General features: G+C 58.8%; 13 protein-coding genes. 2 read left to right on the top strand and 11 right to left on the bottom strand.

Features of this window, described 5'->3' with window-relative positions:
- Positions 1–91: 91 nt before the first annotated feature.
- A complete protein-coding gene (locus LG327_RS16485; protein WP_404363572.1) occupies positions 92–2,839 on the top strand; it encodes a GNAT family N-acetyltransferase in 2,748 nt (915 codons plus the stop codon).
- 17 nt (positions 2,840–2,856) lie between these two features.
- On the opposite strand, the gene rdgC is transcribed toward LG327_RS16485, so the two are convergent.
- The 8 genes from rdgC to LG327_RS16445 all read right to left on the bottom strand — a co-directional run bounded on the left by rdgC (position 2,857) and on the right by LG327_RS16445 (position 8,838).
- On the bottom strand, positions 2,857–3,786 hold the full coding sequence (gene rdgC / locus LG327_RS16480; RefSeq protein ID WP_404363571.1) for a recombination-associated protein RdgC: 930 nt from the start codon (positions 3,784–3,786) through the stop codon (positions 2,857–2,859).
- 32 nt (positions 3,787–3,818) lie between these two features.
- A complete protein-coding gene (locus LG327_RS16475) occupies positions 3,819–4,019 on the bottom strand; it encodes a DUF2788 domain-containing protein (protein ID WP_404363569.1) in 201 nt (66 codons plus the stop codon).
- Between the two features lie 50 nt (positions 4,020–4,069).
- Positions 4,070–4,840, bottom strand: a complete 771-nt coding sequence (gene yaaA, locus LG327_RS16470) for a peroxide stress protein YaaA (protein WP_404363567.1) — start codon at positions 4,838–4,840, stop codon at positions 4,070–4,072.
- A gap of 63 nt (positions 4,841–4,903) precedes the next feature.
- Positions 4,904–5,170 carry a glutaredoxin family protein gene (locus LG327_RS16465; RefSeq protein WP_404369502.1) on the bottom strand — a complete coding sequence of 89 codons (267 nt, stop codon included), beginning with the start codon at positions 5,168–5,170 and terminating at the stop codon, positions 4,904–4,906.
- Between the two features lie 2 nt (positions 5,171–5,172).
- A complete protein-coding gene (locus LG327_RS16460; protein ID WP_404363565.1) occupies positions 5,173–5,919 on the bottom strand; it encodes a YciK family oxidoreductase in 747 nt (248 codons plus the stop codon).
- Positions 5,920–5,988: 69 nt separating this feature from the next.
- On the bottom strand, positions 5,989–6,708 hold the full coding sequence (locus tag LG327_RS16455; RefSeq protein WP_404363564.1) for an HAD-IA family hydrolase: 720 nt from the start codon (positions 6,706–6,708) through the stop codon (positions 5,989–5,991).
- Entirely contained in the window at positions 6,705–7,430 is a 726-nt protein-coding gene (gene ubiG / locus LG327_RS16450; RefSeq protein WP_404363563.1) for a bifunctional 2-polyprenyl-6-hydroxyphenol methylase/3-demethylubiquinol 3-O-methyltransferase UbiG, read from the bottom strand. Before ubiG ends, LG327_RS16455 begins: the two co-directional genes overlap by 4 nt.
- Positions 7,431–7,497: 67 nt before the next feature.
- On the bottom strand, positions 7,498–8,838 hold the full coding sequence (locus tag LG327_RS16445; RefSeq protein WP_404363561.1) for a TRZ/ATZ family hydrolase: 1,341 nt from the start codon (positions 8,836–8,838) through the stop codon (positions 7,498–7,500).
- 172 nt (positions 8,839–9,010) lie between these two features.
- Here LG327_RS16445 and mtnA point away from each other — a divergent pair, with 172 nt between their 5' ends.
- A complete protein-coding gene (mtnA, locus tag LG327_RS16440; RefSeq protein WP_404363560.1) occupies positions 9,011–10,105 on the top strand; it encodes an S-methyl-5-thioribose-1-phosphate isomerase in 1,095 nt (364 codons plus the stop codon).
- Between the two features lie 15 nt (positions 10,106–10,120).
- Here the strand turns inward: mtnA and LG327_RS16435 are convergent, their stop codons facing one another.
- The 3 genes from LG327_RS16435 to LG327_RS16425 all read right to left on the bottom strand — a co-directional run bounded on the left by LG327_RS16435 (position 10,121) and on the right by LG327_RS16425 (position 15,570).
- A complete protein-coding gene (locus LG327_RS16435; RefSeq protein ID WP_404363558.1) occupies positions 10,121–10,924 on the bottom strand; it encodes a helix-turn-helix domain-containing protein in 804 nt (267 codons plus the stop codon).
- A gap of 77 nt (positions 10,925–11,001) precedes the next feature.
- Entirely contained in the window at positions 11,002–13,179 is a 2,178-nt protein-coding gene (locus LG327_RS16430) for a carboxy terminal-processing peptidase (protein ID WP_404363556.1), read from the bottom strand.
- A 240-nt stretch (positions 13,180–13,419) separates the two neighbouring features.
- Positions 13,420–15,570 (bottom strand): 3-hydroxyacyl-CoA dehydrogenase NAD-binding domain-containing protein, encoded by a 2,151-nt coding sequence (locus LG327_RS16425; RefSeq protein WP_404363555.1) that lies wholly within the window; start codon positions 15,568–15,570, stop codon positions 13,420–13,422.
- Between the last annotated feature and the right edge of the window lie 7 nt (positions 15,571–15,577).

Genomic DNA, 15,577 nt, shown 5'->3' with positions numbered 1-15,577 from the left:
GCTTAGTTTCTTTCGTCGTAGATCTGAAGGCGCGCTCTGGCCTAAGATGTCACCATGAGAGATGCTGCCCGCCAACGTAAGGAGACATTCAGTGGGAACCCGATACCTGGAGAGCCTGTTCAACCCTGACTCCATTGTGGTGGTAGGAGCCTCTGAGCGCGCCAGCAATCTGGGCGGCATGGTGCTGAGGAATCTGCTGTCCGGGGGCTATAACGGGCGCCTGCTGGTCATAAACAGGCATGATTACGATAGCGTTCACGGAGTTCCCTGCATCAGACGGGTGTCCCGGATGGATTTCAGTCCCGATCTGGCCATTATATGCACTCCGCCGGATACTGTGCCGAAACTGGTCAGGAAACTGGGTGAAGCCGGCGTCCGTACAGCCATAGTCATGACCGGAGGCATGTCCCGGGCCCACAGTAAAACCGGTCAACCTCTGATGTATTCGGTTCGTGAGGCGGCACGGGAAACCGGCATACGGGTGCTGGGTCCCAACACCATTGGCCTGATGGTGCCGGCCCGGGGTCTGAATGCCACCTATGCCCACATGGGTGCCATTCCCGGAAAAGTCGCTTTTGTTGGCCAGTCGGGGACCATTGCCAGTTCGCTGATTGACTGGGCGTTCGCCAGGGGTGTGGGCTTTTCCTACTTCCTCACGCTGGGGGATGGTATGGATATTGATCACGACGACCTGATCGATTACCTGGCTCAGGACAGCCAGACCAGGGCGATCCTCCTGCACCTTGAGAACATACCCAACCCGAAACGTTTCATGTCGGCTGTAAGGGTGGCGTCCCGCACCAAACCCGTAATCGCGGTCAAGAGCGGGCGGGTCCCGGAATCGGAATGGTTTCCTTACCAGCTGCCGGCGGGAATTACCCGTAGCGATCCCATTTTCGATGCCATGCTCCAACGGGCCGGGGTGCTGCGAGTGGATGGTCTGGGGCAGATGTTTGACGCCCTGGAAACCCTGACCCGAATGCGCACCCTGCGCCGGGAGTCGCTGACCATCATGGCCAATGGCGTGGGGCCGGGGGTGCTGGCGGTGGACCGGCTTGTTGGCGGGGAGGGCGGGGAGCTCGCCGAATTGGCTCCGAAAACCCTGGATGCCCTGGCGGAGCTTCTGCCCCCCTACTGGTCGCGCAGGAATCCCATAGACCTGGGATACGACGCCTCCCCTGATTTGTACGCCGAAGCCATAAAAATCCTGTCCCGGGATCGGGGCGTCGCAAACCTGCTTGTAATGTATGCGCCGACGCTCACGGAAGACAGCATGCAGATTGCTGACTCGGTGGTTCGGGCCTCAAAGGGAACCCGCCTCAATGTGTTCACCTGCTGGCTTGGACAGAGCACCGTGCTGGACGCGAGGGATGAGTTCTATCGTGCCGGCCTGCCCTCTTTTTTCTCTCCGGAGAAGGCGGTGAAGGCCTTCATGCAGCATGTGAATCACCAGCGTGTGCAGCGGCTGCTGGGTGAGACACCGGAATCCTTTACCGATCATTTTGCCTACCGCACCCATACGCGGAATCTGGTGCTCAGGGCCATGCGGGAGAACCGGCTGGTTCTCACCCATCGTGAATCCAGCGAGATTATCCGCGATTATGGCATTAATACGGTAGGAACCTTCTACTGCGATGACGTGGAGGAAGTGGTCGAGGCCTTTGCTGTCGAGCGCCGGCCCGTTGACGTTACCCTTATGCACGAAATGGCCGGGCATCCTTTCCGCGATCAGGCCAGTCGTCGGGGACGGCCTCCTCTTGCGGCTCGCGGGCTGGCCAGCGAGGCTGCAGTCCTCGATGCGTGCCGCAGCCTGATGGATGAGTACCACGAGTATTTTCCGGACAGTGGTTTCCTGGGTTTTGCGGTCACCCGATCGTCCCGGAATGCGGAGGGTATCGCTTTTAGCGTGGGCATCACCCGGGACCCGGTATTCGGCCCCCTGGTAGTTTGCGGCGCGTCTGGCGCTTACATAAACATGATCAGCGATCGCCAGATTGCCTTGCCGCCCCTGAACATGGTGCTGGCCCGGGAACTGCTCGGCCGTACCTACATGTACAAGGTGCTGATGGAGTCGAGCCCGCAACCGGAGCAGCATATCCGCGCGGTGAGTGAGGTCCTGATCACCCTCTCGCAGATCGTGATTGATATGCCGGAGATCAAGGGCCTGGAAATTCAGCCCCTTGTGTGCACTGAAGACGGCGCGGTGGCTGTTGATTTCGCCATCGACCTGTCTACCGAACCGGGTCAGCCCATCATCCAGCCCTATCCGCGGGAACTGGAGGAATGGGTGGTGCTCCCGAAGTCCGGTCGTCGGGTGATCATCCGGCCGGTGCTGGCGGAAGACGAGCCTGCTCATCGGGCCTTTCACGAATTGCAGTCTCCGGAGTCCATCCGCTACAGATTTTTCCAGTATCGCAAGCACTTCTCCCGTGAAGACGTGGCCCAGATGGTGCAGATCGACTACGACCGGGAAATGGTGTTTGTGGCCAATGCACCGAGGGAAGATGGAGAGGGGGAAGAGACGCTCGGCACCGTGCGGGTCTGGACGGATGCTGACAATCTTCGCTGCGAATTTGCGGTCATGGTGCATGACAAAATGAAAGGCGAAGGCCTGGGGATGATGCTGATGCAGAAAATGATCGATTACTGCCGCAGTCGAGGCACCGTTGAAATGGTCGGGAATGTTCTGCCGGAGAATCGCCCGATGCTGAAGCTGGCGGAGAGGCTGGGATTCGAGGTGCACTTCAACCCGGAGGAAGAGGTGATGGATCTCCGACTCGTTCTGAACGAGCCGGAGCGGGACTGGCAGCGGGAGCGCCTGAAGTCTACCAGTCACTGAATCAGGAGTGTCTGGCCTCAGGCAGCGTCAACAATGGCACTGCGATCTTCTCCACCAAGGGCCTCGAGCAGTCCAGGGATCAGTCGTGCAAGTTCGAGGGTCATCAGGGCAAAGGCTGCGTCAAAGCGGGCAGCGGCATCGTCCGCGTCCACATCGTCCAGCTTCTCCTGCAGGGTCTCGCCGAACTTGAGCCGGCGGATCCCCAGTTCCTCGTCCAGCACGAAGGACAGGCTGTCATCCCAGGTCAGGGACAATTTGGTGACCTGCATTCCGGCGTTCATATGATTGCGTATTTCGTCGCCCTGGAGGTCCAGGCCCTTGCAGCGGACCACCCCTTCGTCTTCACCGGTTTCCCTGAGTTCGCATTCCGTGCCGAGGGTCAGGGTACCCGGCATGTCGATGGTTTCGCTGAGCCAGCCGGTGAAGGTAAACGCCGGAGCCTGTTCCACAGCGGGTGGTCGGACCGGGAGTGAACCCACCGCTTTGCGCAGGCTCGAGGCCAGATCTTCGGCCTGTTTGGCGGAGCCCGCGTCGACGATCATCACGCCGTCCTGCGGAGCCAGGTAGGCAAAGCAGCGACGGTTTCTGGAGAACGCCTGGGGCAGCATTTCCAGCAATACCTGCTCCTTGATTTCGTCTTTCTCCTTTTTGCGGACCTTGCGACCCTGTTCGGCTTCTATTGCTTCGACTTTTTCGGCGACCAGTTCCTTGACTACGGAGCCAGGTAGCAGCTTCTCTTCCTTGCGCAGGGCGATCAGGTGATAACCATTGGCGCTGTGCACCAGTTGTTCACCGTGCTTGCCCAGCGGGGGGACCCATCCTTCACGGGCCATCTCCTGAGGGCCGCAGGGCTTGAAAGCGGCTTCCTGAAGTTTCTCTTCCAGTGTCTCGGCACTGATATCAAATGGTTTGGTAAAACGGAAAACACGGGCATTGCGAAACCACATCGGGTATGAATCCTTGTTATGGAGATTTATTTCTACAGTCCCATGACCTCGACCAGGATGGTCTTGACTATGAAGCCAATGACACCGGCGCCCAGCACGATAAACAGGGCAATGGTGCCAAACCGGCCGGCCTGGGACTTTTTGGCGAGATCCCAGACGATGAAGCCCATGAAGCCGATTAGCACTGTCAGCAGCACGGCCATGGCGATCTGGGAAAAAACTGCTTCACTCATTTAAATTCCTGACTTTCAAGCTGCCTGAAGCGTGACGGACTGACAGCAGGTTATGACTCTTTGCGGAGGAACACCCACTGGTCCCCCTCGGAATGTTCTGCGCTGTAGCCATAGCCCTCAAGATCGAACCCCTTGAGGTCTTCCACATCTGAAATCCGGTTCTGGATTGCATATCGACACATCAGTCCCCGAGCCTTTTTCGCGTAGAAGCTGATGATTTTGTACTGACCGTTCTTCCAGTCCCTGAACTGGGGAGTTACCAGCCGTGCGTCCAGCTTCGAGGGCTTGACGCTCTTGAAGTATTCATTGGAGGCCAGATTAACCAGAACCCTGTCGCCATTTTGCAGTTCACTGTCCAGCGCTTTTGTAATGGTGTCGCCCCAGAAAGCGTAGAGATCTTTGCCCCGCCGGTTCTCGAATTTCGTGCCCATTTCCAGCCGGTAAGGCTGCATCAGGTCCAATGGCCGAAGCAGGCCGTAGAGGCCGGACAGGATCCGGAGGTGGTCCTGGGCGAATTCAAAATCCTTGTCGCTGAAACTTTCCGCATCCAGACCGGTATACACGTCGCCCTTGAAGGCAAGCACGGCCTGCCGGGCATTATCAAGGCTAAACGGCGTGTGCCAGTCCTGGAAACGCTGGGCATTGAGCTGCCCCAGCTTGTCGCTGAGCCCCATCAGGTTGCTCACCTGATGGGGCTCAAGCTCTTTCAGCTGATCGACCAGTTCGCGGGCTTCGTCCAGGAACTCTGGCTGGGTATGCTTTTCGGTCGCCAGCGGGCTTTCATAATCCAGCGTCTTTGCTGGAGAGATGATCATCAACATGTCAGGCAATCCTTACTTGGTCTGGCGGAGGCAGATGAAGTCATGCCCGCGCCTCGGCTACTGTCAGTGGTGTGTTACGTCAGAACCTGACGGGTCAGCGGTCAGGAAGGCCAGCAACTGGGCCTGATCGAAGGGCCAGTCCAGCTCGGCGCCGGTATCGCTGCGCCTGAGCACCGGAATGCGGGTGCCATAGGTGGCGATCAGCGCCTCGGACTGGGCTATATCGATGGCATCCACAGGAATCGGTTCGGGCAGCGGCGTATGAACCAGCAGTGTTTCCGCCAGATCGCAGAGCTGGCAGTGAGATGTAGTGTAAAACTGAAGCTCCATCATCAGGGCTGGGCATCCAGTTGCTGTCCAGTCACTCCCTGGCTGTCCCGGCCCATCAGATAAAGATAGATGGGCATGATTTCCTCCGGCGTGGGATTTTCCTTTGGATCCTCTGCAGGATAGGCATGGGCCCGCATGTTGGTGCGGGTAGCCCCCGGATTCAGGCTGTTGACCCGGACATTGTGGCGTTCATCGTCCAGTTCATCCGCCAGTAGCTGGCTGAGCCCTTCAAGCGCAAATTTGGATACCGCGTAGGCACCCCAGTAGGCCCGTGCCTTGCGACCAACGCTGGATGACGTGAAGATTACGGATGCATCCGTTGATTGCCGCAGCAAAGGAATAAGCGCCCGTGTCAGAAGGTAGGGCGCATGGGCGTTCACCTGCATTACCTGGGCCCAGATGTCGGGCGAGCTCAGCTCAACCGGGGTGCGCTGTCCAAGGATGGCAGCATTGTGGAGCAGGCCATCAAGACGACCGAAGTTGTCCTCGATGGTCATGGCCATTTCGTCATAGTCCTTGGGGGCTGCACCCTCGAGGTTGAGTGGAACAATGGCCGGCTGGGGGTGACCGGCGGCTTCAATCTCGTCGTAAACGGCTTCCAGCTTCGATGTGGTCCGGCCCAGCAGGATCACGGTGGCGCCATGGGCGGCGTAGGTTTTCGCCGCAGTCCGGCCAATGCCACTGCCAGCGCCGGTAACCAGAATGATCCGGTTTTTCAGCAAATCCTGGGGCGCCTTGTAGTCATGCATGAAGAGTCTCCGGAGAACAGTTTTTCAGCTAGTCAGTGACTGCCATTGTAACGTCTGGCGAGGGCAGAATCAGGTTTGATTTTCAGCTGGCAAAAGGATTTTCAGCAGGTCGGCCAGCCCGGTGGGTGAATGGACAATGTGATCGGGCTCCCAGGCGGTTATTTCCGCGGGGGACTCGATGTAGCCATAGCTGGCAGCGACCGTGATCATGCCGGCGTTTCGGCCGGCTTCTATGTCGCGGCGGTGGTCACCGACGTAAACGCAGGCGCCCGGGTCTGCGCCGATTTGCCGGCAGGCCAGGTACATGGCTTCCGGATGGGGTTTGCGCTGGCTGACATGATCCGGACAGATAGCCACTGCGCAGCGCTGGTCCAGTTCCAGGGCTCTCAGCAGAGGCACTGTAAAGCGCGCGGGCTTGTTGGTCACTATGCCCCAGGGAATCTGCCTGCTCTCCAGCCATTCAAGAACCGATTCCATTTCCGGGAAAAGTCTGGTTTCCACGGCAATTCCGGCTTCGTAAAGGTCCAGGAAAGCGGTGTGACGTTCGGTGTAATCGGCGTCTTCCGGGACCAGGCCGAATCCGACCTCGACCATGGCCCGCGCCCCGTTTGATACAGCGTTGCGCAGGGCCTGCGGAGGCAGGGGTGCCATGGCCAGTTCGGTTCTGAGCTGGTTCAGGCAACGGATGAAATCCGGCGCCGTGTCCAGCAGAGTGCCATCCAGATCAAAAAGAACCGCTGCTCTCGCGCTTTCCGGCGCGACTGTGCCGGGCGTGCTGTGCTGGTTCACGGCTTTCCTGTATCTGCTTCAAGTGTGGCATACATCATGTAGTTCACATCCACATCCCGTCCGAGGCGGTAGACCTTTGTGAGGGGATTGTAGGTCATGCCTGTCAGTTCCTGCACTTCCAGTCCGGCCCGGCGAAGATAATCCGCCATCTCCGAAGGCCGGATGAATTTGCGCCATTCATGGGTGCCTTTGGGCAGGAGCCGCAGGACATATTCCGCACCGACGATGGCGAACAGGAAGGATTTCGGGTTGCGGTTGATGGTGGAGACAAATAGTGCTCCACCAGGCTTGAGCATGGCGGCGCAGGCCTTGAGGACGGATGCCGGGTCGGGTACATGCTCCAGCATTTCCAGACAGGTCACCACATCATAGCTTCCGGCCTGCCCGGGATCCGCTGCAAGCGTCTCAATGGTAGTCTGGCGGTAGTCCACTTTGATACCTGATTCCAGACCATGGAGTCGGGCTACTGAAAGCGGAGCTTCCCCCATGTCGATGCCGGTTACATGGGCTCCCCTCTGAGCCATGCCCTCGGAAAGCAGCCCCCCGCCACAGCCAACATCCAGCACCTTCTTTCCTGCCAGAGGCACGCGCTCATCAATGTAGTTCAGTCGCAACGGATTGATGTCGTGGAGAGGCTTGAACTCGCTGGTGGGGTCCCACCAGCGGCTGGCCAGCGCCTCGAACTTGGCTATCTCATTCTGGTCAACGTTATGGTTGCTCATAGGTCATGTCCGCGGGTGTGGGATATTGTGGTACCAGGGAAGATACGGAAAATTCCGGAAACCAGATTCAGCCGGATGCCTTAACCCGGATGCGGTCGGACCAGGATGCAACTCGAAGCATCAGATCCGGCACGTCGATTCTTGTCAGTCGTCCTTCCTGAACCTGGGGAATCCCGGCAATCCAGCTGTGTGTCACCTGACGCCCCGGATTGCTGTAAACAAGATGGGACGCCGGATCATAGATCGGCTGAATATAGGGGTCACTGAGGTCGATGGCAATGACATCGGCCAGCTTGCCTGCTTCCAGAGATCCCAGTTCATGGTCTCTCCCCAGTGCCCGGGCCCCCTGTATGGTGGCCATGGCAAGGGCATCGTGGGCAGACAGGGCAGACGCATCATCAGCCACTACCTTGGCCACCAGGGCTGCCGTTTTGAGCTCGCCGAAAAGATCCAGGTCGTTGTTGCTGGCGGCCCCGTCAGTGCCGATAGTGACGTTGACGCCCGCCCGCTTCAGGCGCTCGGTAGGGCAGAGGCCGCTTGCCAGTTTCAGATTGGATTCCGGGCAGTGAACCACGTGAGCGCCCGTGTCCTGAAGGTGCCGGATGTCCGAATCGTCAATCTGAGTCATGTGGACGCACTGTGTGCCAGGTCCCAGCAGGCCCATTTCGGCCAGCCTCGCGACCGGACGTTTGCCGGTTTTCTTCAGGGCGTCGGCTACTTCAAAGCCGGTTTCGTGCAGGTGCACCTGGATCCGAGCGCCTGTCTCCGCAGCCATCCGGATGGCCTTTTCCAGTGGCTCATCCGACACCGTGTAGGGGGCATGGGGGCCGATCGCCGGCATGATCCGGGGGTCGCCCTGCCACTGGTCAATGAGAGCCTGGCCCTTGGCAAGATATTCATCAGGCCCGGCCCCCCAGACCGTAGGCATGTCCATCAGCGGAAAGCAGATCTGGGCCCGCATGCCGGTATCATGGGCCGCCTGGGCAACAACCTCGGGAAAGAAGTACATGTCGGAAAAACAGGTGGTGCCGGTCCTCAGCATTTCCGCCATCGCCAGCCGGGTTCCGTCCGCGATGAAGTCGGCGTTTACAAATCCGGCCTCGGCAGGCCAGATATGTTCGTTAAGCCAGACCATCAGGGGCAGATCGTCTGCAAGCCCCCGGAAAAGGGACATGGCAGCATGGCCGTGCATGTTGATCAGTCCGGGCATAACCACGTGCGTATCCAGATTCAGTGTCTCCCGCGCCCGGTAACGCCGGTCGGCTTCCTCCTGGTCGACCACGGCGGCAATGCGATCGCCCTGGAGCAGCACGGCCTGATGATCCAGCACAACTCCCGAGGGCTCTATGGGGATAAGCCAGCGGGCATTGATGCGGGTGTCAACGGCGACGATCGTCTCTGCGGTCATGGAAAACCTTCGGGTTGTTGTGCCGGGCCTGAATACCGGTGCGGGCCCGCCGGCATGAGGGCGGAAACCGGAGAAAATGGCTTGAAAGTATAACGATCTGCCCTCATAGCAGCCACCCATAAGGTCAAATTCGCTATAATCCGCGTACCGGTTTTTCTGTCTGGAGCCCCTGATGCCGAAATCCCCCGCCAAGACTGTCACTTCTTCTTCCAGCGAGCGGTCCCTGGGAACCGTCGCCCTGAGATGGCACGGCGACCGTCTCGAGCTGCTGGACCAGCGACTGCTGCCGGCAGAAGAGACCTGGCTGACCCTGAAAGACGCCGAGGGCGTCGCCCGCAGCATCCGGGACATGGTTGTGCGCGGCGCCCCAGCCATCGGCATCAGTGCTGCCTACGGTGTGGCCCTTGCAGCCAGGACCGCCGATGACAGCAGGTGGAAGGAAGACATCGAGACGGCCATTGGGACGCTGTCCGACTCACGACCCACGGCGGTCAATCTGTTCTGGGCCCTGAAACTCATGACAGACATACTGGCCACCTGCGAGTCCAGGGAGCAGGCTGTCCAGCGGCTTGCAGAAGGCGCGGTGCAGATTCACGAAGACGACATAACTGCCAATCTGTCCATGGCGGAACACGCGATGGAGGCCATGAACGAGACCAGCCCCTTCGCTGTTCTGACTCATTGCAACACAGGAGCCCTTGCCACGGGAGGCTATGGCACTGCACTTGGAGTTATCCGCCGATTGCATGAGGGTAGCCGGCTGCAGAAAGTCTACGCGGACGAGACCAGGCCCTGGCTTCAGGGCAGCCGCCTGACCGCCTGGGAGTTGCAGCGGGACGGCATTCCGGTGACCCTGAATGCGGAGGGTGCAGCCGGCTGCATTCTGCATCAGGGAGATGTCAAATGGGTTGTGGTCGGCGCTGACCGGATTACCGCCAATGGCGATGTGGTCAACAAGATAGGCACTTATAATCTGGCGGTCCTGGCACGACACCATAAAGTCAGGTTCATGGTGGTGGCCCCCTCGAGCACGGTGGATATGGATACCGCCTCCGGAAACGAGGTAAAGATTGAAGAAAGGGACGGTCTGGAGCTCCGGGAAATCCGCGGGCAGGCCATTGCGCCTGAAGGTGTGGACGTTTTCAATCCTGTGTTTGACGTAACGCCGGCCAGCCTCATTGATGTGATTGTAACGGAGCGCGGCGTAGTACATGCTCCCAATATTACCGGAATGTATCAGCTATTCGGGCCGGAAAGGGCAGGTTAAGCCTGCACGGCAAGCTTATTCCCCCTCTCGCTCGTCTTGCTCGTCCCGGAAGCGGGCCTCCATTTCCGCTACTGCTTTTTCCTGCTCTTCGACAAAATGCAATGACATCTCAAAGCTCTGGCGGGTGAATGCCAGAACCTTCTCGAAGCCTGCATCCGAGAGATTACGGGCGTCATCATGCCCCCGGAAGATGTTCAGGAACTGTCTTTCCCGCTCGAACTGGAGCGGCAGCTTGCCAACCCCCCAGTCGTTAAGGATCTGCCAGGCCTCCGGATTGTAGGTCCGTGTGTATTTCAGGATGAACGGGATGGGGTCGTTGCGGGCGACCAGCGCTGCCAGCCGCAGAATCAGATCAAAGGAAAGCGTTGAGGTGCCGTTCTCCACGGCTTCCAGCAGGCTTTTGTCCCGCAGGTTCAGGGCATCGCTCATTTCCGAGACAGTGAGGCCGGCAACCTCGCGAATGTCACGCAGGGACTGACCGGTTGCCAGCATCAGTCTGAGCTGATCCTGGGATTTCATCAGTGCCCGGCCAACCCGGAGCGAGGTGTCGGTCGACCGGGCGGCAAAACGCAGGGCGGATCCGGTCAGCTCACTGATCCTGTCCACCAGGGAATCGTCTTCCCGGGAGGCTTCTCCCTGCGCCCCCCCCGGCTTCTTTCTGCCCGTCTTGCCCTTTTCGCTCTGGATGATGTCTTCCTGGTCTGCGGAATCTATCATGCCCAGCTTTTCCACCTGATCCATGGATGTCATGGCATGCATTGCATCCATCACCAGGCCTTCAAGTGCCTGTGCCTTCCGCTCTTTGTCATCTTTTGCCATCGGGGGTCCTGTCACGGGAGCCTGCCTGCTCCTGTATGCCGTATCGCTGGGTCAGCAGCCAACAGTGGCCATTGTGCTCAGGGAGCCTGGGCGGTTACTTTTTCCGGCTTGAGGATGGTGGCCATGCGCCGATCCAGGTCCAGCATATCCGCCATGATATGACCGCCTTCCCGAATAATGAAATCAAGCCTCTCCTCGCTGTCATCCGGTGTTGCTGCCTGGGAGTCCTGCCAGTCTTCCAGCTCTTTCACGGTCGCGAAAGGCTCGTTTCCGCGGATCTCGCGGCGGGCATTGGCAATGCTGAGCTGGCGCTCCTCCATTGAATCCTGATAGGTCCTGCGCTCCTTCTCGTTCAGGCTGACCGAGCTGATTTCGCGCTGCTCTTTCAAAAGATCGATTTCACGCTGAAGCAGCTGGAACTCGGGATTGGTTGAAAAACGCTGGTCATGGTTATCACGCAGCTGGTCGATTACGCCGCTGAAATCGAAATAGCGTGTATGGGGAACCGCCTCGATCTGGTCCCAGGGCAGGGCCCGCTTGAGGGCGTCTTCCCCGATCCGGCTCTTGTCGATGCGGCTGGGAATCTCAATGTCCGGTATCACCCCTTTGTGCTGGGTGGATCCACCGGAGACCCGATAGAACTTGGACTGGGTGATTTTCAGCTGGCCGTGATTAAGAGGCCGCACTGCCTGAACTGTACCCTTGCCAAAAGTCTGGGAGCCAACCACCAGGCCGCGACCGTAGTCCTGGATTGCACCGGCAAAAATCTCGGAAGCCGAGGCGCTCATGCGGTTCACCAGAACCACCAGGGGGCCGTCATAGACGACCGATGGATCCTGGTCAGTCAGCACCTGAACGTCATTATCCGAATTGCGGATCTGCACCGTAGGCCCTTCATCAATAAACAGGCCAACCATGTCATTGGCCTCATGCAGAGCGCCGCCGCCATTGTTCCTGAGATCCACTACCAGACCGTCCACACCCTCGCTCTTGAGATCCTGAATCAGCCGGCGAACGTCTCTGGTGGTGCTCTTGTAGTTGGGGTCACCCTCCTGCATGGCCTTGAAGTCGGCATAAAAGGTGGGGATGTTGATCACTCCGACCCGGTATTTGTCGCCGTCACGGTCCAGTTCGATCACATCACTGCTGGCGCTCTGCTCTTCCAGTTTCACCTTGTCTCGCTGGATGGCGATGGTGCGGGTCATCGCCTCATCACTGGCATTCGCAGGAATGACTTCCAGCAGCACGGTGGATTCCCGGGGGCCGCGGATCAGATCAACCACTTCATCAAGGCGCCAGCCGATGACGTTGACCGGCTTGTCTTCATCTTCCTGGGTAACAGAGACGATGCGGTCTGCCGGCTTCAACTGGCCCTGTTTGGCCGCAGGGCCGCCGGGTACCAGTCTCACTACCTTGGTGTACTCATTGTCAGACTGCAGAACCGCCCCAATGCCTTCGAGTGACAGGCTCATGTTGATGTTGAAGTTTTCCGAGGTACGGGGAGAAAAATAGGACGTGTGGGGATCCCACATACCGGCAAAAGCATTCATGTAGGCCTGAAACGCATCCTCACTGCGCATCTGGGCCGCCCGCTGCCGCTGGCCTTCGTAGCGACGGATCAGGGCTTCTTCTATCTTTTCATCAGCCGTGCCGTTGAGGCGCTGGGCGAGCACGGCATTCTTGACCCGTCTGACCCAGAGCTCGTTCAGTGCCTCCGTATCTGGCTCCCAGTCCCCTTCGGAACGGTCAAGCACCAGGGTTTCCCCGGTTTCAAAATTGAACCCGTCGACTCCGCTGCTGACCAGACCAATGGCGAAATCCAGCCGTTCGATCATGCGTTGCTGGACCAGGTTGTAAATCTCAAAGCCGGGCTCAAGCCGGCCTGTCTTTAGAGCCGCGTCCAGGTTGTCGCGGAGATGCTCGAAGCGCCCTACATCCTTCCGGGTGAGGTAGATCTTCTGGCCGTCCAGGTAATCCAGGTAGGCATCAAAAACTTCCCCGGACAGTTCATCATCGATTTTCTGATCCCGGAAGTGAGTGAACTGAAGCTGCCGTGAGATCAGAATGTTGGCTCTGGCCTGATCCACCGTTGGCGCGACCGGTTCAAATGAGCTGTCATGATCGCCGGCGGTCCCTGCGTGCAGCCCAACCGGTACCACCAGCAGACTGAGCGCAATTGCCCGGGCACTGAGACGGATCCGCTCTGCCATCGGGAAAAATGCGCGGTTGGGAAAAATACCTGCGGTGATTGTCATGAGATGATTACCCGGTTTCAAATGGATGGCCCCGACGCTGATACGGCAGACTGACCCTGAATTTCATTGTAGGCAAGGCAACAGTGCGTTGCCATAGGTGCATAGTGTCGCTGTGTGACAATATGTCCATCATGGGGTGGTTACAACAGGGAGGAAGGGGTAAGGGGTGCAGATTCTGCCAGAAACTGCGGGGGGAAGGGTGAAATACGGGGAGACAGGATACCTGCCTCCCCCGGGTCATCAGGCAAACGGTGTGTTTGACTCGGCTTTTTGCAACAGCAGGGGAGGGGGTGTAAAACGCTCGCCATAGCGCGCCGCAAGTTCTTCGGCTCGTGCGACAAACTCCCGCAGTCCATACTGATTGATGAACTGAATGGCGCCTCCGGTCCAGGGCGCGAAGCCAATGCCGAAGATGCTGCCAATGTTGGCGTCCTCCACGGTACGCAGTACCCCTTCTTCGAGGCAGCGCACCGTTTCAATGGCCTGAATGAACAGGATGCGGTCTTTCAGCTCCTGCAGCTTCACCCGGCTGGCGGTGTTCTGGTCCACGAACAGCTTTTCCAGCTCCGGCCACAGGTGCTTCTTGCCTGAAGCAGGGTAGTCGTAGAACCCTGCGCCAGCAGCCTTGCCCTTGCGGCCATGGTCGTCCACCAGCTTATCCACCACGGCTTCTGCCGGATGGGCCTGCCAGGTTTTGCCGGTGGCTTCCATATCCTTGCGGCTCTGGTCGCGGATGTGCTTGATCAGGGTCAGGCTGACTTCGTCGCAGATGGCCAGGGGGCCTACTGGCATGCCGCTGAGCAGGCCGGCGTTCTCGATGCTGGCGGGATGGACGCCTTCGCCCAGCATGGCAACGCCCTCATTGACGAAAGTGCCAAATACCCTGGAGGTGAAGAAGCCCCGGCTGTCGTTGACCACAATGGGAATCTTGCCAATCTGCTGAACATAGTCAAAGGCGCGGGCCAGGGTTTCGTCCGAGGTCTTCTCACCGACAATGATTTCCACCAGCTGCATCTTGTCCACTGGAGAGAAGAAATGCAGGCCGATGAATTTTTCCGGGCTGGCAGAAGCTTCCGCCAACTGGGTGATGGGAATCGTGGAGGTGTTGGAGGCGAAGATGCCGTTTTCCACCAGTTTCGGCTCGGATTCCTGAGTGACTCTGGCCTTGAGCGCGCTGTCCTCGAACACGGCCTCGATAATCAGGTCGCAGCCTGCCAGGTCATCCGCTGAATCGGTGGCCCTGATGCGGGCCAGAGTGGCGTCCCGGTCTTCCTGTGACAAGCGCCCGCGGCTGACTTTTTTATCCAGCAGTTTTTCGGAGTAGGACTTGCCTTTTTCGGCGTTCTCCATGGATACATCTTTCAGCACCACCTCGACCCCGCGGGAGGCTGTGGAGTAGGCAATACCTGCCCCCATCATGCCGGCACCCAGGACCCCTACCTTGCTGAATTTCGCTCTCTCAACGCCTTTGGGACGGCTTTCCCCCGCCTTGATGGCGTTAAGCTGGAACCAGAAGGTACCAGTCATGTTCTTTGCAACATTTCCGATGACCAGCTCGGTGAAGTAGCGGGTTTCGATTTTGTCGCCGTTGTCGTAATCGACCTGGGCGCCTTCCACAGCCGCTGAAAGAATACGCTCCGGTGCCGGGTAGCAGCCTTTGGTCTTTTGCCTGAGCATGGCGGGAGCGATGGACAGCTTCTGGGCCATGGCGGGGTGATGGGGCGCGCCACCCGGAAATTTGAAGCCTTTTCTGTCCCAGGGTTGCTGGGAAGACGGATTGGCATCGATGAACGCCCTGGCTCTGGCCATCATGTCTTCGAGGGAGCCAGCCAGTTCGTTGACGATGCCCGCCTTGAGAGCAGCCTTCGGATTGACCTTTTTGCCTTCCATCAGATAAGGGAAGGCGGCTTCAAGGCCGATCATCCTCGGCAGTCGCTGGGTGCCACCGCCGCCAGGCAGGAGGCCCAGGGTGACCTCCGGCAGGCCCAGCTGGATGCTGTCATCGTCCAGGGCAATGCGATAGTGGGTCGCCAGGCAGATTTCCAGGCCGCCGCCCAGCGCGGTCCCGTTGATGACTGCCACCACCGGCTTGCCGCAGGTTTCGATGGCGCGCATGTCGGCTTTGAGCTTGCCGACCATGTTCTCGAACATTTCGGCATCGTCCCGGGTGACCTTGTAGAGCTCATTCAGGTCGCCGCCGGCGAAAAAGGTTTTTTTCCCGGAGGCAATGATGATGCCCCGGATGGAGTCGGTATCCGCCTTTACCCTGGCGGCAGTTTCCGCCAGCGCCTCGCGGAAGGCGGCATTCATGGTGTTGGCGGACTGGCCCGGCATGTCGATGGTCAGGGTCAGGATCTTGTCCGCGTCAATCTTGTAGTCAATGGCACTCATTCTGGTT

It is taken from the genome of Marinobacter sp., assembly GCF_044799475.1.
Taxonomy (GTDB): domain Bacteria; phylum Pseudomonadota; class Gammaproteobacteria; order Pseudomonadales; family Oleiphilaceae; genus Marinobacter.
The sequence above is the reverse complement of the archived record's forward strand: the minus strand, read 5'-3'. Positions and strand labels throughout refer to the sequence as shown.

Coding starts and splice junctions, on each gene's coding strand:
- LG327_RS16460 (WP_404363565.1), bottom strand. CDS start 5,919: ATGCATGACTACAAGGCGCCCCAGGATTTGCTGAAAAACCGGATCATT.
- LG327_RS16465 (WP_404369502.1), bottom strand. CDS start 5,170: ATGGAGCTTCAGTTTTACACTACATCTCACTGCCAGCTCTGCGATCTG.
- LG327_RS16445 (WP_404363561.1), bottom strand. CDS start 8,838: ATGACCGCAGAGACGATCGTCGCCGTTGACACCCGCATCAATGCCCGC.
- rdgC (WP_404363571.1), bottom strand. CDS start 3,786: ATGTGGTTTCGCAATGCCCGTGTTTTCCGTTTTACCAAACCATTTGAT.
- ubiG (WP_404363563.1), bottom strand. CDS start 7,430: ATGAGCAACCATAACGTTGACCAGAATGAGATAGCCAAGTTCGAGGCG.
- yaaA (WP_404363567.1), bottom strand. CDS start 4,840: ATGTTGATGATCATCTCTCCAGCAAAGACGCTGGATTATGAAAGCCCG.
- LG327_RS16475 (WP_404363569.1), bottom strand. CDS start 4,019: ATGAGTGAAGCAGTTTTTTCCCAGATCGCCATGGCCGTGCTGCTGACA.
- LG327_RS16425 (WP_404363555.1), bottom strand. CDS start 15,570: ATGAGTGCCATTGACTACAAGATTGACGCGGACAAGATCCTGACCCTG.
- LG327_RS16430 (WP_404363556.1), bottom strand. CDS start 13,179: ATGACAATCACCGCAGGTATTTTTCCCAACCGCGCATTTTTCCCGATG.
- LG327_RS16435 (WP_404363558.1), bottom strand. CDS start 10,924: ATGGCAAAAGATGACAAAGAGCGGAAGGCACAGGCACTTGAAGGCCTG.
- mtnA (WP_404363560.1), top strand. CDS start 9,011: ATGCCGAAATCCCCCGCCAAGACTGTCACTTCTTCTTCCAGCGAGCGG.